The sequence below is a fragment of the Streptomyces sp. NPDC000878 genome, assembly GCF_053599695.1.
The window spans coordinates 1-17,727 of record NZ_JBSFMT010000085.1; the positions used below are offsets into that span (position 1 = coordinate 1).

A 17,727-nucleotide genomic window follows, 5' to 3' on the forward strand; every position below is an offset into this window, starting at 1 on the left:
GGGGGGGGGGGGGGGGGGGGGGGCGGGGGGGGGGGCCGGGGGGGGGGGGGGGGGGGGGGGGGGGGGGCTGCGGGATTTGGCGGCGTAGCCGCCGGGTTTCTCGCCCCCGCCGCCCCTACCCGTCCCATCCCTGGGGGCTGCCGCCCCCAGACCCCCGCTTCGGCCTGAACGGCCTCGTCCTCAAACGCCGGACGGGCTAAAAATCAGCCGGGCGGGTTGAGTATCAGCCGGATGGGCTGAGGACGTGCACCCGCTTGATCAGGTGGTGAAGTGGTGGGTGCCGGAGCCTACGCGGTAGATCGCGCAGCCCTCCTCCTGCCGTAGGAACGTTCCGTGTGTGTGGGTGACCGTCTTCGGGTCGGGCGTGGGGATCCACACCTCGGCGGTCGTGTTGGGCGGCACCGTGCACGTCAGCGTGAAGCGGTCGGACCGTTGGCGCCAGCGGGTGGAGACGGGGCCGTAGAGCGAGGTGAACGTGGCGTGGGCGGTGGTGACCGTTCCGCCGGGGCGGGGGCGGACGACGATCTCGCGGTAACCCGGTCGGCCCGGTGCGATGCCGGCGATGTTCGTGTACATCCATTCGCCCACCGAGCCGTAGGCGTAGTGGTTGAAGGAGTTCATGTCCGGGGTCTGGAAGCCGCCGTCGGGGCGGACGGAGTCCCAGCGTTCCCACATCGTGGTCGCGCCCCGGTCGATCTGGTAGCCCCAGCTGGGGAAGGAGCGTTGCTCCAGCAGGCGGTAGGCGACGTCGGTGTGGCCCGTTTCGGTCAGGACGGGCAGTAGTCGGGGAGTGCCGAGGAAGCCGGTCGACAGGTGCCAGTCCTTGGCCGAGAGCAGAGAGACCAGGCGGTCCGCCGCCGCCTTTCGTAGCGCGTTCGGTAGTAGGTCCATCGACAGGGACAGGACGTACGCCGTCTGGGTGTCGCCCTTGATACGGGCGTCGGACGTGACGTAGGCGTTCTGGAAGGCCGTGCGTATCCGTGCGAAGAGGTCGCTGTACGGGGCGGCGTCCTCGCCCAACTCCCCGGCCATCCGGGCCGCGAGGTCGGCGCTGTGCGCGAAGTACGCGGTGGCGATGACGTCCTTGGGGGTCTCGTCGTCGACGTTCAGCCAGTCGCCGTATCCCTGTGCCGGGCGTAGTAGACGGTCGCTGTTCCGCTCCAGGTACGTCAGCCAGGTCCTGACGGATGGCCAGGCGTCGGCCAGTACCTGGCGGTCGCCGTATGCCTGGTAGAGGGCCCAGGGGACCGTGACGCCCGCGTCGCCCCAGCCGGCCGTGCCGTTGCCGAGGGTGCCGACCACCGGCGCCACGTCCGTGAACGCGCCCTCCGTGGTCCGGGAGTCCCGGAGGTCGACAAGCCACTTGGACAGGAAGCGGGCCGACTCCATCGTGTACGCGGCCGTGGGCGCGAAGACGTTGATGTCTCCCGTCCAGCCCAGGCGCTCGTCGCGCGCGGGTGTGTCCGTCGGAACGGAGAGGAAGTTGCCGCGCTGCCCCCAAGTGATGTTGTGGTGCAGCTGGTTGAGCATCGGTACGTCGGTCTCGAAGTCGAGGGTGAAGGGGGCGGCTGTGTGCATGACGCGCCCGGTGACGGACTGTGCGGTGGGAGTACCCGGGAAACCGGTCACCTCGACATAGCGGAATCCGTGGAAGGTGAAGCGAGGCTCGTAGATCTCCTCCGCTTTTGTCTGACCCTTTTCTTCCGGTCCCTTGAGGGTGTACGTGTCTGTCGCCGCCGCGCTTCGCAGGTTCGCGGTGTAGACGGTGCCGTCGGGGTTGAGCACCTCGGCGTGTCTGAGGCTGACCGTCGTCCCCGCGTCGCCCGACACTCGCAGGCGTACCGCGCCGACCATGTTCTGGCCGAGGTCGAACACGTAGACGCCGGGCTTGGGTTGGGTGATCTGTCGCGGCGTCAGTTCTCGTTCCACGCGTACCGGGCCGTCCACCTGCGCGACGATCAGGCCGGGACCGACGTCCCCCGCACCGCGTACGCCGAGCCAGCTTCCGTCGTCGAAGCCGGGCGAGGTCCAGCCGGGGGTCTCCCTGCGGGCGTCGTACGTCTCGCCGTTCAGGAGGTCGGCGGCGACGATCGGGCCGGTGGCGGCTCGCCAGCCGGTGCCCGATGTGATGCGCTCGGTCGTGCCGTCCGTGTACTCCACCTCCAACTGGACGAGGAGAGACGGGCGTTGCCCGTACTGGCCGGGGCCGAACATGCCGACGTTGCCCGCGTACCAGCCGGGTGCCAGATAGGCCCCGATGGCGTTGGCGCCGGGGCGGAGGAACGTGGTGACGTCGTAAGTCTGGTACTGGACGCGGGTGCGGTAGTCCGTCCAGCCGGGGGCGAGGTGGTCGAGGCCCACCTTGCTGCCGTTGAGGTGGGCCTCGTACAGGCCGAGTGCCGTGGCGTACAGGCGCGCGCGTGCCACCTTCCGGCGCGGCAGCCGGAATTCGTGCCGCAGTTGGGTGACGGCGTACGAGACCGGGACGACCCTTCCCCACGGCCCGCCGCCCCACACGGCGGCCACCCTGGCCGTCGGCCAGCCACCGTCGTCGAAGCCGGACTCGCGCCAGCCCGCGGCAGGTTCGTGGTCCGTGGCCTTCCAGGAGCCGTCGGTGAACACCTTCTGCTCACCGGAGGCGGTACGGACGACAAGGACGGCGATGAGCCCCGCCGGGCCCACGGTCGCGTTGGTGGCGGAGACGGCGACAACGTTGTCACCGGCTCGCACCTGGTCCAGTACGTCGATCACGGCCGGGCGGCGCCAGCCGTCGTGGTCCGTGGCGAGGTCGGTGCGGGCCACCTCGACGCCGTTCACGGAGACGGCGTACACGTTGTCCACGGTGATGGCGAGGGTGGCCGACGTGATCCCGTCGGGGAGTTGGGTCGTACCGCGGAACCAACGGGTGGCCGCCGGGACGCTGTTGGTCGGGTCGCCCTCGGGGAACCAGATCCAGGAACCGCCCTCGAAGGACGGCGCGTCCGTGAGGTCCGCCGGCGCGGAGATCCAGTCGGCGGCCCACTGCCCGGTGTCCATGAGTCCGGTCTCCCACCAGGAGGGCGCGCTCCAGCCGGAGACCTGTCCGTCGGTGTCCCACACGCGTACGGACCAGTGGTAGCGCGTTCGTGGCTCGAGTGCGGGGCCCGCGTAGGGCACGAGGGCGGACTCGGCGGACGTGACCTTTCCGCTGTCCCAGACGTCCGGACGGGAGAGGAGCGGGGGGCTTGTGGCCACCCGGACCTGGTAGGCGCTCTGCCGCACGCCGGTCTTCTTGGAAGTCAACGGCCAGCTCAGCCTGGGGTGTTGGGCGTCGAGGCCAAGGGGGTGCCGGACGTATTCCACGGTGGGCGCGGTGACGCGAACCTGTCTGGACGCCGGTGCGGTCGTACCACCGGCCGCCGGTGCGGCCGTCGCGGGTACGCCGTCGACGGTTGCCGCCAGGGCCGTGGCGGTCGCGGCCACGAGAATGTTCCTCCTGCTGATCATTACGACTCCTCACTCGCAACTTGCACGGAATGGATGAATCGATTCAAACGGGAGAGGCGTGGGTAACGTAGAGCCGTGTGGGGCCGGGGTCAATCGTTGTGACGGACTTCCCCTCCTTCAGTTGCCGCCCGTCGCTGTCAGGTTGCCGTCGTGAGGCCGGTGATTCGGTGCTCGTGGGAGCGGTGTAATTCCGTACACCTTGAATTGAAGTGATGTGCATCACGCCGGAATTGGGCGTGATGGTGTCGATTGGCTGATTGTCGAAGGCCGTAATTATGTTCGTTTGAAGGCCAATCGGGCGTTTGTTGCCGCAGGTGGGGTAATTCAACTGATCCTTCAGGTCGGTGATCGCGGCTGCGTGAGAGAGTCTTCGACCTGGTCACAAGTGTGTGCGCGTGTTCAAGGGACTGTGAAGACGGCCGGATTCGCACAGTCTCGTGTTCTGGGGGCGACGGCGCGGGTGTTCGTTGCCCGGGGTGCTCGGCGATCCCCATAATGACCGGGCTCGCGACCAGTGAATGAGGCCAGGTATGACCAAGCACCGCCTGAAATCGAAACGCCAGGAATCGAAACACCCGAAATCGAAACGCAGGAAAATGGCCGGTGCCGCAGTTGTCGTGGTGGCCGTGGGAGCCGTGGGCATTCCCTCGGCCGCTCAGGCGAGCGGCAACGGGCTGGGCGGCTGGAACGTCGTCTCGTTCTCCTGGTGGGGATGGGGCACGTCGGATCCGGTGGCCCGCCCGAAGCCCTCATGGTCGCCTGTCGTGGCTGCCTCCGCCTCGGCTTCCGCGTCGGGCAGCCCTGCCTCTGCCTCCGCCACTCCGTCCGGAACCCCGAGCGCCTCTCCCACCAGTGCCTCCCCGAGCGCGTCGCCTTCGGCGGCCGGCAGTCCGACCGCCACGCCCACCGCCGGCACGCTCGAGTCCAGCTCCCCCTCCAGTACTCCGGAGGCCACGAGCACCGGCAGTACTCCCAGCGCCTCCGCCGGCAGTGCGGAATCCGGTCCCACGGATCAAGTGCTGGTTCTGGTCAACGCCGAACGCGAGAAGGCGGGTTGTGCGCCGCTGACCGAGAACGCCAAACTCACCAAGGCCGCTCAGGACCACAGCCAGGACATGGCCGATCACCAGAACATGTCGCACACCGGTTCCGACGGTTCGTCCATGAGCGACCGGCTCTCCCGGGTCGGGTACACGTTCAGGTCGGCGGGCGAGAACGTCGCCGCCGGTTACACCTCTGCCGAGAGCGTCATGGACGGTTGGATGAACAGCGCCGGTCACAAGGCCAACATCCTCAACTGCGGCTTCAAGGAGATCGGCATCGGCCTGGCGCAGCCGGGCTACTACTGGACCCAGGACTTCGGGTCGACCGCGTAGCCGGACTCCGCACGCCTGCGCGGCTGTCGGGCCGGACACCACGACGCCGACCGGCAGTCCGACGGAGGAGCGGACGCGGTCGGGGACCGCGGGCACGACACCGGCCTGATCGCCCGGTCCTGATGCCGGCGAACGTCTGTCCGACCGACCTCGGCCTCCCCGCCGACCGGGCGCTGGACCACGACACACCCCTCGCGGACTACGGCCTGGACTCGCTCACCGCGGTCAACACAGTGGTCGACCTCGAGCAGTGGTTCGACGTGACCTTCCCGGACGACAGGATCATGTTCGCGATGTTCCACTCCGCCCGTACCCGTGGGACGCCCTGTCGGGGCCGGCCCCGTGAACGCACGCTGGAAGAGCCTGCCCAGTGCGGTCGTCCCGCGCGTGGCCGACGCGGAGCCGCTCTCCGGCGGCGCGGTGAACGACGGGCCCGTCGGTCATCGACCTCGTCCGTGACCGGATCTCCGCCGGCCACCACTGCCGTTCAGCTTCTGAGGCCCCGCCCGGTCTCGTACGGCTTCAGCCCCGGCCACCTCGCCCGCGCGCGGCCTGGAGTTCCTGACCCGGGTCCGGGAGACCGAGACCCGGCTGCCGGAGCAGGTGCTGCGCGTCGCCGGGTGCGTGTGACGCGTGGGAAAGGGCCCCTACAGGGCCTGCGGGTACGTGAACACGCGGTTCGGGTCGTACTGGTGCTTCAGTTTTGTCAGGCGGGTCGCCGCGTCCCCGTAGTACGCCTTGCGCCAGTTCTTCAGGGTCGGGTCCGTGTAGTTCTGGTAGGCGGCGCCCGAGGCGTACGGGGACATCGCCTGGTGGGCCTCTGTCAGCCAGGACTGGGCTGTGTTGCCCGTCGTGCCCGCGCGCCAGGACACGATGTACTGGGCCAGCATCCTGGAGCGGCGGTGGACGAATGCCGTCGCCGTCGGGGAGATCCGGTTCACCGCGCCCCCGAGTGCCGTGAACGCGATGCTGCCCGAGCCGCCCCGCACCGATGTCATCTGGGTGAGGAGGGTCTGGATGCCCGCCGTCGAGAGGGAGCGGTCGTAGAAGTCCGAGCGGGCCGCGTATGTCTCCCGGCCCAGGGCGCCCTGGGGAGAGCGGCCCGGCGTCGAGCCCGGGAGGTGGCACTGGGCGTCCGTCGCGAAGGACGAGCAGCCCGCGTACACCTCCATCGACTCCTCGTACGAGCGGCGCTTCAGGGAGACGCTCGCGGCCGGAGAACCGATTCTGTCCGCCAGGCGGTCCACCGCGTTCTGCAGGTCTGTGTAGCCGCCCAGCGAGAACGCCGAGATCGAGATCGTCGGGGTGCCTCCGGCCGTGTTCGCCACGTGCAGCGACGACCAGATCTCGTCCGGCTGGCTCGGGCCCCACTCCTGCCATGCCTTCATCACCGCCGCCGCCATCCGCCATGGCCAGGACATGTACGCCGATACCGCTTGCGGTGCGGGGTGGGTGCGGAAGTGGAGTTCCGTGACGACGCCGAAGTTGCCGTTGCCCGCTCCCCGCAGGGCCCAGAACAGGTCTTTGTTCGTCGTGGCGTTCGCCGTCAGTTCGCGGCCGTCCGCCGTGATCAGCGTCGCCTGGGTCAGGCTGTCGCAGGTCAGGCCGTACGCCCTGGACACCACCCCGTGGCCGCCGCCCAGCGTCAGGCCCGAGACCCCGACCGTCGGGCACGAGCCCGCCGGGATCGTGACGCCCTTCGCCGTCAGGGCGCGGTAGACGTCGATCAGCTTTGAGCCTGCTCCTACCATCGCTGTGCCGCCGGCTGTCCTGATGCGGTTCAGTTTTGACACGTCGATGATCAGGCGGCCGTTGCCCGAGGACCAACCCGCGTACGAGTGGCCGCCGTTGCGGATCGCGACCGGGACGGAGTGGGCGCGGGCGTACGACAGCGCCGTACGGATGTCGTCGGCGTGGGAGACGTACGCCACCGCGGCCGGTTTCAGATCGTCGAAGCGGGTGTTGTAGAGCTGCCGGGCCGCCGGCCAGGAGGTGTCCCCGGGGCGGATCAGCGGGCCGTCGAGGTCGCGGCCGAGGGCCGTCCAGTTGGCCGGGGCCGAGGCGCTCGTGGAGGTGAGGGGCGTGGTCGTCGTGCCGGTCGCGCCTCCCGTGTCCGCCCGCGCGCCCGTGTCGCCCTTCGCGCCCGTGCACGCCGTCGTCATCGCCGCCAGGGCGGCCACGCCGCCTCCCATGAACGTACGCCGCTGCATGGTGCTCCTCGGGTTCTCGGTTCCTCCGTTTGAGCCCGCGTTGGCTCCCGTCGAACGAGACGGGTTCCATGGATCGTGGGTTCCATTGGCGAACGTGTTCGCGGGAGGAAGTGGAAGGATGGGTTCCGTCCGGGGTTCGGTGCGGGCTCGGTTCGGGGTTCGGTGCGGGGTCGGTCCGGTTTTCGTTCGGGCTCGGTCCGAGTTTCGTCGGCTTCCGGGCTTTTACCGCAGCAGTCGACCGGCCGGAGGTGATCCTCTGGTCGGGACCTACATGTGTTCTCCCCGTAAGCGTTCCGTGACCTCACCGCACCGACCGCAGGGGTTCACCCTCCGTTTACCTCCGCCCGTAGGTGGCTTCACCTGATCTGCCTAATTTCGGCCTTACCCGGTACTCGGTGTGCCTCTGTGGACGCCTGAGAGCCATCCATTCTTCGTTACCTCGCGCGCCGCCGGAATTCAGGACGGCGGCTCCTGGAAGGAACACCCGAAAGTGAAGCTTCAGCGCATGAACCGGCGGGCCCTCACCCTCGGTGCTCTCGCCGTCTCCGGCGCCCTGGCCCTCACGGCGTGCGGCTCCGACGACACCGGCACGAGCACGGGTGCCAGCGACGGTGCCTCCACCGCCGCCAACAGCTCCATCAAGTGCGACGACGCCAAGGGCCAGCTGCTCGCCGACGGCTCCTCCGCGCAGAAGAACGCGATCGACGCCTGGGTCAAGGCCTTCACGGCCGCCTGCCCCGGCGTGCAGATCAACTACAAGGGCGGCGGCTCCGGCGCCGGCGTCACCGCGTTCACGCAGGGCACGGTCGCCTTCGCCGGCTCCGACTCCGCGCTGAAGCCCGAAGAGGTCACCGCCTCCAAGTCGGTCTGCACCGGCGGCACCGCCATCGACCTCCCGGCCGTCGGCGGCGCCATCGCGCTCGCCTACAACCTCCCGGGTGTCGACAACCTGGTCCTGGACGCGCCCACCCTCGCCAAGATCTTCAACAGCAAGATCAAGACCTGGGACGACGCCGCCATCAAGGCGCTGAACCCGGACGCGACGCTGCCCAGCACCAAGATCCAGGCCTTCCACCGCTCCGAGGACTCCGGCACCACGGACAACCTCACCAAGTACCTGATCGCCACCACCCCCGAGAACTGGCCCTACGAGGGCGGCAAGGCGTGGCAGGCCGAGGGCGGCCAGGCGGCCTCCGGTTCCTCCGGTGTCGCGGCCCAGGTCAAGCAGACCGAGGGCGCGATCGGTTACATGGAGCAGTCGTACGCCAAGGACCTGACCTCGGTGTCCATCGACACCGGCGCCAGCGCCCCGGTCAAGCCCACCTCCGACGGCGCCACCAAGGCCATCGCCGCCGCCCAGGTCGTCGGCACCGGCAACGACTACTCGCTGAAGCTGGACTACACGACCAAGGCCGACGGCGCGTACCCGATCACCCTGGTCACGTACGAGATCGCCTGCGACAAGGGCAACAAGTCCGACACCCTGCCCGCCACCAAGGCCTTCCTCCGCTACATCACCAGCGAAGAGGGTCAGGGCATCCTGAGCGGTATCGACTACGCCCCGATCCCCGCCGACATCATCGCCAAGGTTCGCACCACCGTCGAGAGCCTGGCCTGATCTGAGTGTGCGGTCGGGATCCGCTGCCCAGCTTCGGCTGTCGAGCGGGTCCCGGCCGCACCGTCCGGTGCACCGCCGCCAGGAGCCGCGCCCCCGGGTACGGCCCCGCAGACCGGAGAACCCGATGGACATAACCACCAAGAACAGCACAGACAACCCACCTCCCGCCCCCCAGCCCACCGCGGTCGAGCAGAAGCGTGCCTCCCGTGGTGCCACCCGACCCGGTGACCGGATCTTCCTCGGTCTCTCCCGCGGCTCGGGCATCCTGCTGTTGACGATCATGGCCGCGATCGCCGTCTTCCTCACCTATCGCGCGACCCTCGCGATCAGCAAGGACGAGGGCAACTTCCTCACCACCTTCGAGTGGAACGCCAACCTCAACCCGCCGGTGTTCGGCATCGCCGTCCTGGCCTTCGGCACGGTGGTCTCCTCGATCATCGCCATGGTCATCGCGGTCCCGGTCGCCGTCGCCATCGCGCTGTTCCTCACGCACTACGCCCCGCGCAGGCTGAGCGGCCCGATCGCGTACGTGATCGACCTGCTCGCCGCCGTGCCGTCCATCGTGTACGGCCTGTGGGGCGCCCTGATCCTCGTACCGAACATGAACGGCCTCTTCGGCTGGCTGAACGACTACCTCGGCTGGACCGGGATCTTCTCCTGGGAAGAGGGCGCGCCGCGCTCGATGCTGACCGTGGGCGTCCTGCTCGCGATCATGATCCTGCCGGTCATCACCAACGTCAGCCGTGAGGTGTTCCGGCAGACCCCGCGGATGAACGAGGAGGCCGCGCTGGCCCTCGGCGCCACGCGCTGGGAGGTCGTCCGCATGGCGGTGCTGCCCTTCGGCCGCTCCGGTGTGATCTCCGCGTCGATGCTCGGCCTCGGCCGCGCGCTGGGCGAGACGATGGCCGTCGCCACCGTCCTCTCCCCGAGCTTCCTCATCCAGGGCAGCCTGCTCAACCCGGGCGGCGGCACCTTCGCGCAGAACATCGCCGCCAAGTTCGGTGAGGCGTCGGAGTACGGCCGTGACGCGCTCATCGCCTCCGGTCTCGTCCTGTTCGTCATCACCTTGCTGGTCAACGGTGCGGCCCGCGCGATCATCGCCCGCCGTGCCGAGTACTCGGGGGCCAACGCATGAGCACCGTCGTAGCCCAGAAGCCCACCGGCTCCCTCCAGGGCGCACGCCTTCCCAAGTGGTTCCCCTACGCCCTGGCCGCCGGGTCCGTCGCCCTCGGGATCGGCATCAGCCTCGCCGCCGGCCTGGAGAGCAACATCCAGTGGGGCCTGATCGCCGCGATCCTCTTCGTCGTCGGTACGTACGTCATCGCCACGCGCGTCGAGGGCAAGCGGCAGGCCAAGGACCGCATCGCGACCTCGCTGGTCTGGGTCGCCTTCCTGCTCGCCGTCGTGCCGCTGGTCTCCCTGGTCTGGGTGACCGTCGCGCGCGGGGTGAAGGTCCTCGACATCTACTTCCTGAGCCACTCGATGGGCGTGGTCGCCGACAACGAGCCGGGCGGTGGCATCTACCACGCCATCATCGGCAGCCTGGAGCAGGTCGGCCTGGCCACCGCGATGGGCGCGCCGATCGGCGTCCTCACCGCGATCTACCTGGTGGAGTACGGGCGCGGCAAGCTGGCCAAGGCCGTCACCTTCTTCGTGGACGTCATGACGGGCATCCCGTCGATCGTCGCGGGCCTCTTCATCCTCAGCCTCATGCTGCAGTTCGACATGCAGCCCTTCGGCTTCGCCGGTTCGCTGGCCCTGGCCATCCTGATGATGCCGGTGGTCGTGCGGTCGACCGAGGAGATGCTGAAGCTCGTACCGAACGAGCTGCGTGAGGCGTCCCTCGCGCTCGGCATCCCGAAGTGGCGCACCATCCTGAAGGTGGTCCTGCCGACCGCCATCGGCGGTATCACCACCGGCATCATGCTGGCGGTGGCCCGTATCGCGGGCGAGACGGCACCCGTGCTGCTGCTCGTCTTCGGCAACCCCTTCATCAACAACAACCCCTTCGAGGGTGCGCAGGCCTCGCTGCCGCTGTACATCTATCAGCAGTACGCGAACAGTGGAGGGGCGGAGGCGGCGTACGACCGGGCCTGGGCGGCGTCGCTCACGCTGATCGCCTTCGTGATGATCCTCAACCTCGGTGCCCGCGGTATCGCCCGCTGGAAGGCACCGAAGACAGGTCGCTGACGCGGCCGTTCGACAGCGACCTGTAGCCGGCCCGGCGGCCGGCTGACCCCTCGAAAGAAGCAGTGATATCCATGGCCAAGCGAATCGACGTAAGCGGCCTCAGCGCCTACTACGGCTCCTTCCGCGCGATCGAGGACATCTCGATGACGGTCGAGCCGCGCTCGGTGACGGCCTTCATCGGCCCCTCCGGCTGCGGCAAGTCCACCTTCCTGCGCACCCTGAACCGCATGCACGAGGTCACGCCCGGCGGGCGGGTCGACGGCAAGGTCATGCTCGACGACGAGAACCTGTACGGCGCCGGGGTCGACCCGGTGGCGGTACGGCGTGAGGTCGGCATGGTCTTCCAGCGGCCGAACCCCTTCCCGACGATGTCGGTCTTCGACAACGTGGCGGCGGGGCTGCGGCTGAACGGCTCGTACAAGAAGTCCGAGCTGAGCGATGTCGTGGAGAAGTCACTGAAGGGCGCGAACCTCTGGAACGAGGTCAAGGACCGCCTGAACAAGCCCGGTTCGGGGCTGTCGGGTGGCCAGCAGCAGCGTCTGTGCATCGCGAGGGCGATCGCCGTCGAACCGAAGGTCCTGCTGATGGACGAGCCGTGCTCGGCCCTCGACCCGATCTCGACGCTCGCGATCGAGGACCTGATCGGTGAGCTGAAGGAACGGTTCACGATCGTCATCGTGACGCACAACATGCAGCAGGCGGCGCGTGTCTCGGACCGTACGGCGTTCTTCAACCTCGCGGCGGTCGGGCAGCCCGGCAAGCTGATCGAGATAGACGACACGGAGCGCATCTTCTCCAACCCGTCGGTGCAGGCGACCGAGGACTACATCTCCGGGCGCTTCGGCTGAGCCGAGCGTCGGGTCGAGCCCCTCGCGGTGCTGCATGGCGGTGCCACCGCGAGGTCGAAGAGGGCCCGCCCCTGGACTCCGGTCCGGGGCGGGCCCGTTCGTGTGCCCGGTCGACGGGCACCTCAGCGGTGGAGGTAGGCCCAGGTGTTCGTGCCCACCACGCCGTCCGCGCCGCCCGGGACGCCCCAGTAGGCCTGGAAGTCCCTGACCGCGGTCTCCGTCAGCGGGCCGAACTCGCCGTCGACGGCCACGTACGGGTAGCCCCAGTACTGCAGGAGGCACTGCAGGTGTCGTACGGCGTTGCCTACGCTGCCCCTCCTCAGGGTGGGGTGGGAGCTGGAGTAGGCACAGCCGTGTTCGTTCTGGATGGTCACCGGCGCCGTGGTGGCCGTGGTCGCCGTGCTGGTCGCGAAGGCGGCGGTACTGCCCGCTGTCACGAGCGAGGCCGCGAGGACGAGCGGGGTCATCGCCCGCATTGTTCTGCGCATGACAGTTCTCCTCGTTGTTGGCGTGGTCGGATTTCCTTCTTCGGTACAGATCCCGGCTGACCTGAACAAGTGTTCCGGTGCGCGACTCTCTCTGTCACGCTCCTTTGAAACAGGTGAAGAGTCGCAGATGGCAGGGCGAAGGGACGGGGATGGTCCGTTTCCATTTCACCGCCGAGGATCTCGCCAGGACACGGGTGGTGGCAGCACCGCATTCCCTGTGGGAAATAGCCTCCAGCCTGCACAGGTTCCAGACCAGGAAAGGGCGCTGGGCGTTCGCGGACTGGCACCGCACCGCATCCGCTCGGCTGCACGGGACCGAACTGGGGCGTGCCGTCAGGAACGTTCTGCTGCCGCTCTTCCCCCGCGCGAGTTACTTCCCGGACTTCCTCACCCCCATGGAGGGATCCGAAGGTCTCGGCCACGGGCTGAAGGCCGTCCTGGCCACCCCACCCGCTCAGGTGACGCGGGAGATCACGATGCTCTCCGACGTCGCGGGCGCTCCGGGCTGGGCGCCGCTGCTCGCCGGTCACGAGATGCGGAGCCAGCTGGTCGAGCTGCTCCGCGCCTACTACCAGGCGGTCATCACACCGTACGAGGAACGGATGCGTGAGTGCCTCGAAGCGGAGCGGGTCCGGCATGCGAGGTCACTGCTCGACCACGGGGTCGAGGGCCTGCTCAGCAGTCTGACGCCGGCCGTGCGATGGAGACATCCCGTCCTGGAGTTCGACGGCGGCGGTACCGAGCGGGACGTCCATCTGAACGGGCGCGGGCTGCTCCTCGTCCCCTCCTACTTCTGCTGGGACATGCCTGTCGCGCTGGTCGACCCGGGTCTCCCGCCCGTCCTCATGTACCCCCTCCTCCATGAACCGGCCACCGCGCACAACGTTGTCGACGGCCGTCCCGGGCCGCCGCTGGCAGCCCTCCTCGGCCACACCCGCTCCGTCATCCTGCGGGCCACCGCGACCGGGGCCACCACCACCGAAGCGGCCCGCCACGCGGGAGTCTCCGCGGCGACCGCCACCCACCACACCACCGTCCTGCGGGACACCGGCCTCATCACCAGCCACCGCCGGGCCAACACCGTCCTCCACACCCTGACCCCGCTCGGGGCGTCCCTGCTCAGAAGGGGAACCGGACGGGACACGGTCGGACAGAACGCCTCGTGAACGATGCGGACGGCCGGCCGTCAGCGGGTGGCTCCCTCGGGCCACAGGACCCGTACGGGGATGCCGTTGCGGTCGGCGTAGGCCACGACGTCCGCTGTCCCGCCGTATCCCCGCGCCGGTTTCCCGTCCCACACAGCCAACAGCTCGTCGACCAGGCCGACGAGGATCTCACTGCCGCCGCGTTCCAGAACCGCCTCCGCGAACCAGGCGTCGGGTCCGTCGGCGATGCACGAGACGGCGAGCAGTTCCGCGACGTCGTACCCTCGTCCCGCCTCGCCCGAACGCGTTCCTCCACTTCCGCGTCGAGCCCGCGGTGGCCTGTGATCCCGACCCGCACCCCGCACCCCGCACCCCGCGCCCAGCACGTCACCCTCGACCGCGACGGCCGAGAGGAACACGTCCTGATCGACGTCGAGGGCGAGGCGTGGGCCGTCCTCCACCAGGACCGCGACGACTGGGTGGTGCGTCAGGGCGGGCCCACCCTGCTGTGGGACGCCATGGAGGAGCACGTCACCCGCTGGCGCCGGGACGGGACCCCGTCGTTGGATCGCTTCGGCATCACCGTCACCCCCGAGGGGCAGACGATCAGCTGGCCCGGCAGCTGACTCACTCCGCCGAAGCCCCGCCCACCACCCGATGAGGGCCACCGGGTCCCCTTACAGGAACGCCAGCCACACAACCCCGTAGCCGACCGCAGCCACCAGCCCCGCCGCCGGCATCGTGATGAACCAGCCCAGGACGATGTTCTTGGCGATGCCCCACCGCACCGCCTTCACCCGCCTCGTCGCGCCCACGCCCATGATCGCCGAGGTGATCACGTGGGTCGTGGAGACCGGGGCCTTGAAGAGGTAGGCCGTGGCGAACATGATCGACGCGCCTGTTGTCTCCGCTGCGAAGCCCTGGGGCGGGTCCAGTTCGATGATCTTGCGGCCCAGGGTGCGCATGATGCGCCAGCCGCCCGCGTACGTGCCCAGGGACAGTGTCACCGCGCAGGCGATCTTGACCCAGACGGGGATCGGGTCGCCGTAGTCCTCGACGTCCGCGATGACCAGGGCCATCACCACGATGCCCATCGTCTTCTGGGCGTCCTGGAGACCGTGGCCCAGGGCCATGCCCGCCGCCGAGACGGTTTGCGCGATGCGGAAGCCGCGTTTGGCCTTCGAGGGGTTTGCTCGGCGGAAGATCCACATGATCGCCGTCATGACCAGGTAGCCGGCCAGGAGGCCCACCAGCGGGGAGACGAACATCGGGATGATGACCTTGTCCACGACGCCGGACCAGTAGACCTTCGTACCGCCCGCCAGCGCCGCCCCCACCATGCCGCCGAACAGGGCGTGGGAGGAGGACGAGGGGAGGCCGAAATACCAGGTGACCAGGTTCCAGGTGATCGCGCCTACCAGGGCCGCGAAGAGGATCGCCATGCCCGAGGAGCCCTCGGGCGTCTCGATCAGGCCCTCGCTGACCGTCTTCGCGACCCCGCTGCCGAGGAACGCGCCGGCCAGGTTCATCACCGCGGCCATCGCCAGTGCCGCGCGGGGCGTGAGGGCACGGGTCGACACGGACGTCGCGATCGCGTTCGCCGAGTCGTGGAAGCCGTTCGTGTACGTGAATCCGAGCGCGACCCCGATGGTCACGATCAGCGCGAAGGTGTCCATGTAAGGGTCAGGACTCCTTGACCGCGATGGTCTCCACCGTGTTCGCCACGTGCTCGAAGGCGTCCGCCGCCTCCTCCAGCACATCCACGATCTGCTTGAGCTTCAGTACCTCGATCGCGTCGTACTTGCCGTTGAACAGGTGCGCGAGGAGTTTGCGGTGGATCTGGTCCGCCTGGTTCTCCAGGCGGTTCACCTCGATCCAGTACTCCGTGAGGTTCTCCATCGTGCGGAGGTTCGGCATGGCCTCCGCCGTCAGCTCCGCCGCCCGCGCCAGGACCTCGATCTGCTGCTCGACGCCCTTGGGCAGTTCCTCCACCTTGTAGAGGACGACCAGGTCGACGGCCTCCTCCATGAAGTCCATGATGTCGTCGAGGGACGATGCGAGCGTGTAGATGTCCTCGCGGTCGAAGGGCGTGATGAACGAGGAGTTCAACTGGTGGAAGATCGCGTGTGTGGCGTCGTCACCGGCGTGTTCCGCGGCCCGCATACGCTCTGCGATCTCGGCCCGGCCGGAGGCGTCCGCCCCGAGCAGTTCCATGAGGAGTCGCGAGCCCGTGACGATGTTGTCCGCGGAAGCGGCGAACATGTCGTAGAAGCTCGTCTCCCTGGGGGTCAGACGAAATCGCACGTGGGGTCCTCGGAGTCCTTCGGGTTCGGTCAGGCTGATGCTAGGCGCAACATCCGGCCACGGCTAACGGGTCGTCCCCCAGTGTCGCCCATCGGACAGCGTGGACTGCACAGTGGTCTATACCCGGCCCTATACCCAGCAAAGTTGGTTACCATATACCCGGCAGGGGTATATGGGCGCTTTTGCGTCTCATGTTTGTTCGATGGTGCTTGTTCAGACGGTGCTTGTTCAACGGGAGGACTACGCGATGACGACCACAGAGGCCGGCGCGGAGACGCCCGACGTCGTGCACGGGTACCACAAGCAGAAGGACGAGCACCTGAAGCGGCTGCGCCGGATCGAGGGGCAGATCCGCGGGCTCCAGCGGATGGTCGACGAGGACGTCTACTGCATCGACATACTCACCCAGGTCTCCGCCTCCACCAAGGCCCTGCAGTCCTTCGCGCTCCAGCTCCTGGAGGAGCACCTGCGCCACTGCGTCGCGGACGCGGCCCTCAAGGGTGGTACGGAGATCGACGCGAAGGTGGAGGAGGCGACCAAGGCGATCGGTCGTCTGCTGCGTACCTGAGCCGTCCGGCGCCGGTTCCTGTGGCGCCCGTCATCCTGTGGTACCCGTCGCTTTTCAGCCAGCTGACGTGACCTTGCGCCCCTCGCGCTCCTCCGCCACCTTCAGCACCTCGTCGATGCTCTCCAGACTGAGCCGCTCCTCGGCGGCTGCCGAGGCCGCGATGATCAGGTCTCCGCACAGCTCGATCTCGGCGAGGGCCACGTGGTCCTGAACTGCCGTACCGCCGACCGGAGCCACGTGCATCACCTCTTCTCTGCCGTCACCGCTTCCTAGAGTAGGGAGTGGTCTACACACCGCGCATGGCACGGACGGGCTAGTCCTTGCGCTACGGCGGACGCAGCCCGGGCGGGCCGGGTTGCTCGCCCGGCTCACCTTCCCTCATTTCCGGACGGCAGTCTCACTGCTCGGCGATACGGCCCGCGTAGATGTCCGCCGGCCTTGGCAGCCGTACGTGCACGGGGGCCCCGAAGTCGTACAGCAGTGTCGTCGAGGCGACCGCGACCGTGCCCTTGTGCTGGCCGTTGACGAAGCTGAACCGGTGCAGGAGCTTGCGGATACGGCCCTTGTCGTCGAGGTAGGCCTCGAAGGGGACCTCGGCGGTGGCGAACCCTTTCGCCGCCGCTCCCAGTGGCCCCTTGTTGCCCGGTGAGGCGCTCTTCGCGGCCTCGGCGAGGTCGGCGGTGCCCCGGAAGTGCCGTACCTCGGTGCCGGCGACCCGGGTCCGGCCGACGTAGGTCGCCTCGCGCGTCCCGCGCAGGATCTCGGCGGCGGCGAACGGGTCCGTGGCCCCGCCCGTCACCAGGTTGCCGTCGGACAGGGTCGCCGTGTCCACCCGTACCCATTTGTCGGCCGGGACGCCCGCACCCCGGTTCTTCATGAACAGGGCGCCCGGGGCGAGGAGTTCGGTGATCGGGCGGTGCGGGCTGGCTCCCGCCGGGTCCTGGGGGAGGAGGACCTTGAGGCGGCCGAGCTGCTTGCCGTAGTCGTAGACGCCCTCGCCCCGGATGGTGACCCGGGTGCCGCCGGTGGCCATCTCCATGGACGTGGTGGTTCTGGAGGTGCCCGCGTCGACCAGGGTCGCGGCGGCGCCGTGCAGGACGCGGACCGCGTCGGTGGCGGGGCGTGCGTCCCCGGTGGCGGCTTCGCCGCTGCCCGTGCAGCCGGTGACGCAGATCAGGAGACCCGTCGTCAGGGCGGCCGTCACGACCGCCCCGTTCGCTCGCCAGTGCCGCCGCCGGTCCATCGCCGCCCACCCCCAAACCGGGCCGTCGGTCCACGGCCCCTGTCCTTCCGCTTAACGAGGGGTGGGGGAGGTCGTCACGCGGATACCGGTGCTTTGCTCGGGTGTGGGTACCGTGGTGGGTGTGGCGCAGCAGGATGGAAGCGAGTCGGCTCAGTTCCCCGGAGAACACTCCGTTTCCATGGTGGAGCACGGGCCTTTCTGCTTCGCGAGATGCAGTTGTGGCTGGCGCGGGCCGGCCCGCCGGGCCCGCA

16 protein-coding genes and 2 pseudogenes are annotated in these 17,727 nt (G+C 68.8%); 9 read left to right on the plus strand and 9 right to left on the minus strand.

What is annotated here, in order from left to right; genetic code table 11:
* Positions 1 to 258 precede the first annotated feature (258 nt).
* Positions 259 to 3,486, minus strand: a complete 3,228-nt coding sequence (locus ACWDR4_RS42975; protein WP_450416730.1) for an alpha-L-rhamnosidase — start codon at positions 3,484 to 3,486, stop codon at positions 259 to 261.
* Between the two features lie 655 nt (positions 3,487 to 4,141).
* Complete coding sequence (locus ACWDR4_RS42980) at positions 4,142 to 4,495, minus strand: hypothetical protein (protein ID WP_450416732.1); 354 nt, start codon at positions 4,493 to 4,495, stop codon at positions 4,142 to 4,144.
* Positions 4,496 to 4,502: 7 nt separating this feature from the next.
* On the opposite strand from ACWDR4_RS42980, the gene ACWDR4_RS42985 reads away from it, so the two are divergent.
* Both ACWDR4_RS42985 and ACWDR4_RS42990 read left to right on the plus strand, forming a co-directional pair.
* Positions 4,503 to 4,862 (plus strand): CAP domain-containing protein, encoded by a 360-nt coding sequence (locus tag ACWDR4_RS42985; RefSeq protein WP_450416733.1) that lies wholly within the window; start codon positions 4,503 to 4,505, stop codon positions 4,860 to 4,862.
* Positions 4,863 to 4,984: 122 nt separating this feature from the next.
* Positions 4,985 to 5,137 (plus strand): annotated as a pseudogene (locus ACWDR4_RS42990) (acyl carrier protein); the annotation flags it as partial.
* A 372-nt stretch (positions 5,138 to 5,509) separates the two neighbouring features.
* Here ACWDR4_RS42990 and ACWDR4_RS42995 read toward each other — a convergent pair.
* Positions 5,510 to 7,072 (minus strand): FAD-binding oxidoreductase, encoded by a 1,563-nt coding sequence (locus ACWDR4_RS42995; RefSeq protein WP_450416734.1) that lies wholly within the window; start codon positions 7,070 to 7,072, stop codon positions 5,510 to 5,512.
* A gap of 490 nt (positions 7,073 to 7,562) precedes the next feature.
* Here ACWDR4_RS42995 and pstS point away from each other — a divergent pair, with 490 nt between their 5' ends.
* The 4 genes from pstS to pstB all read left to right on the plus strand — a co-directional run bounded on the left by pstS (position 7,563) and on the right by pstB (position 11,728).
* Positions 7,563 to 8,690, plus strand: coding sequence for a phosphate ABC transporter substrate-binding protein PstS (gene pstS, locus ACWDR4_RS43000; RefSeq protein ID WP_450416736.1), 1,128 nt, complete (start codon positions 7,563 to 7,565; stop codon positions 8,688 to 8,690).
* A gap of 124 nt (positions 8,691 to 8,814) precedes the next feature.
* Complete coding sequence (gene pstC, locus ACWDR4_RS43005) at positions 8,815 to 9,825, plus strand: phosphate ABC transporter permease subunit PstC (RefSeq protein WP_450416738.1); 1,011 nt, start codon at positions 8,815 to 8,817, stop codon at positions 9,823 to 9,825.
* Positions 9,822 to 10,880, plus strand: a complete 1,059-nt coding sequence (pstA, locus tag ACWDR4_RS43010; protein WP_450416740.1) for a phosphate ABC transporter permease PstA — start codon at positions 9,822 to 9,824, stop codon at positions 10,878 to 10,880. The genes pstC and pstA overlap by 4 nt, the downstream gene beginning before the upstream one ends.
* Positions 10,881 to 10,951: 71 nt before the next feature.
* Entirely contained in the window at positions 10,952 to 11,728 is a 777-nt protein-coding gene (gene pstB, locus ACWDR4_RS43015; protein ID WP_450416742.1) for a phosphate ABC transporter ATP-binding protein PstB, read from the plus strand.
* A 122-nt stretch (positions 11,729 to 11,850) separates the two neighbouring features.
* On the opposite strand, the gene ACWDR4_RS43020 is transcribed toward pstB, so the two are convergent.
* Entirely contained in the window at positions 11,851 to 12,216 is a 366-nt protein-coding gene (locus tag ACWDR4_RS43020) for a peptidoglycan-binding domain-containing protein (protein WP_450416744.1), read from the minus strand.
* Positions 12,217 to 12,365: 149 nt separating this feature from the next.
* On the opposite strand from ACWDR4_RS43020, the gene ACWDR4_RS43025 reads away from it, so the two are divergent.
* Entirely contained in the window at positions 12,366 to 13,382 is a 1,017-nt protein-coding gene (locus ACWDR4_RS43025; protein WP_450416746.1) for a helix-turn-helix domain-containing protein, read from the plus strand.
* Positions 13,383 to 13,402: 20 nt separating this feature from the next.
* Here the strand turns inward: ACWDR4_RS43025 and ACWDR4_RS43030 are convergent.
* Positions 13,403 to 13,719 (minus strand): annotated as a pseudogene (locus ACWDR4_RS43030) (hypothetical protein).
* Here ACWDR4_RS43030 and ACWDR4_RS43035 point away from each other — a divergent pair.
* A complete protein-coding gene (locus tag ACWDR4_RS43035) occupies positions 13,703 to 13,987 on the plus strand; it encodes a hypothetical protein (protein ID WP_450416747.1) in 285 nt (94 codons plus the stop codon). The pseudogene ACWDR4_RS43030 and the gene ACWDR4_RS43035 sit on opposite strands and share 17 nt — an antisense overlap.
* 51 nt (positions 13,988 to 14,038) lie before the next feature.
* On the opposite strand, the gene ACWDR4_RS43040 is transcribed toward ACWDR4_RS43035, so the two are convergent.
* Together ACWDR4_RS43040 and ACWDR4_RS43045 are read right to left on the minus strand one after the other, a co-directional pair.
* Entirely contained in the window at positions 14,039 to 15,037 is a 999-nt protein-coding gene (locus ACWDR4_RS43040; protein ID WP_450416749.1) for an anion permease, read from the minus strand.
* Positions 15,038 to 15,044: 7 nt separating this feature from the next.
* Complete coding sequence (locus ACWDR4_RS43045; protein WP_450416751.1) at positions 15,045 to 15,665, minus strand: DUF47 domain-containing protein; 621 nt, start codon at positions 15,663 to 15,665, stop codon at positions 15,045 to 15,047.
* Positions 15,666 to 15,912: 247 nt separating this feature from the next.
* On the opposite strand from ACWDR4_RS43045, the gene ACWDR4_RS43050 reads away from it, so the two are divergent.
* Entirely contained in the window at positions 15,913 to 16,233 is a 321-nt protein-coding gene (locus ACWDR4_RS43050; protein ID WP_450416753.1) for a metal-sensitive transcriptional regulator, read from the plus strand.
* 54 nt (positions 16,234 to 16,287) lie between these two features.
* On the opposite strand, the gene ACWDR4_RS43055 is transcribed toward ACWDR4_RS43050, so the two are convergent.
* Both ACWDR4_RS43055 and ACWDR4_RS43060 read right to left on the minus strand, forming a co-directional pair.
* Positions 16,288 to 16,476, minus strand: coding sequence for a hypothetical protein (locus tag ACWDR4_RS43055; RefSeq protein ID WP_450416755.1), 189 nt, complete (start codon positions 16,474 to 16,476; stop codon positions 16,288 to 16,290).
* A gap of 154 nt (positions 16,477 to 16,630) precedes the next feature.
* On the minus strand, positions 16,631 to 17,476 hold the full coding sequence (locus ACWDR4_RS43060; protein ID WP_450416757.1) for a hypothetical protein: 846 nt from the start codon (positions 17,474 to 17,476) through the stop codon (positions 16,631 to 16,633).
* Between the last annotated feature and the right edge of the window lie 251 nt (positions 17,477 to 17,727).

Bases quoted from the DNA above. Each gene is read 5' to 3' on its own strand.
- pstC (WP_450416738.1), top strand. From the start codon at position 8,815: ATGGACATAACCACCAAGAACAGCACAGACAACCCACCTCCCGCCCCC.
- ACWDR4_RS43050 (WP_450416753.1), top strand. From the start codon at position 15,913: ATGACGACCACAGAGGCCGGCGCGGAGACGCCCGACGTCGTGCACGGG.
- ACWDR4_RS43040 (WP_450416749.1), bottom strand. From the start codon at position 15,037: ATGGACACCTTCGCGCTGATCGTGACCATCGGGGTCGCGCTCGGATTC.
- ACWDR4_RS43060 (WP_450416757.1), bottom strand. From the start codon at position 17,476: ATGGACCGGCGGCGGCACTGGCGAGCGAACGGGGCGGTCGTGACGGCC.
- pstA (WP_450416740.1), top strand. From the start codon at position 9,822: ATGAGCACCGTCGTAGCCCAGAAGCCCACCGGCTCCCTCCAGGGCGCA.
- ACWDR4_RS43055 (WP_450416755.1), bottom strand. From the start codon at position 16,476: ATGCACGTGGCTCCGGTCGGCGGTACGGCAGTTCAGGACCACGTGGCC.
- ACWDR4_RS43025 (WP_450416746.1), top strand. From the start codon at position 12,366: ATGGTCCGTTTCCATTTCACCGCCGAGGATCTCGCCAGGACACGGGTG.
- ACWDR4_RS42995 (WP_450416734.1), bottom strand. From the start codon at position 7,072: ATGCAGCGGCGTACGTTCATGGGAGGCGGCGTGGCCGCCCTGGCGGCG.
- pstB (WP_450416742.1), top strand. From the start codon at position 10,952: ATGGCCAAGCGAATCGACGTAAGCGGCCTCAGCGCCTACTACGGCTCC.
- ACWDR4_RS42975 (WP_450416730.1), bottom strand. From the start codon at position 3,486: ATGATCAGCAGGAGGAACATTCTCGTGGCCGCGACCGCCACGGCCCTG.
- ACWDR4_RS43020 (WP_450416744.1), bottom strand. From the start codon at position 12,216: ATGCGCAGAACAATGCGGGCGATGACCCCGCTCGTCCTCGCGGCCTCG.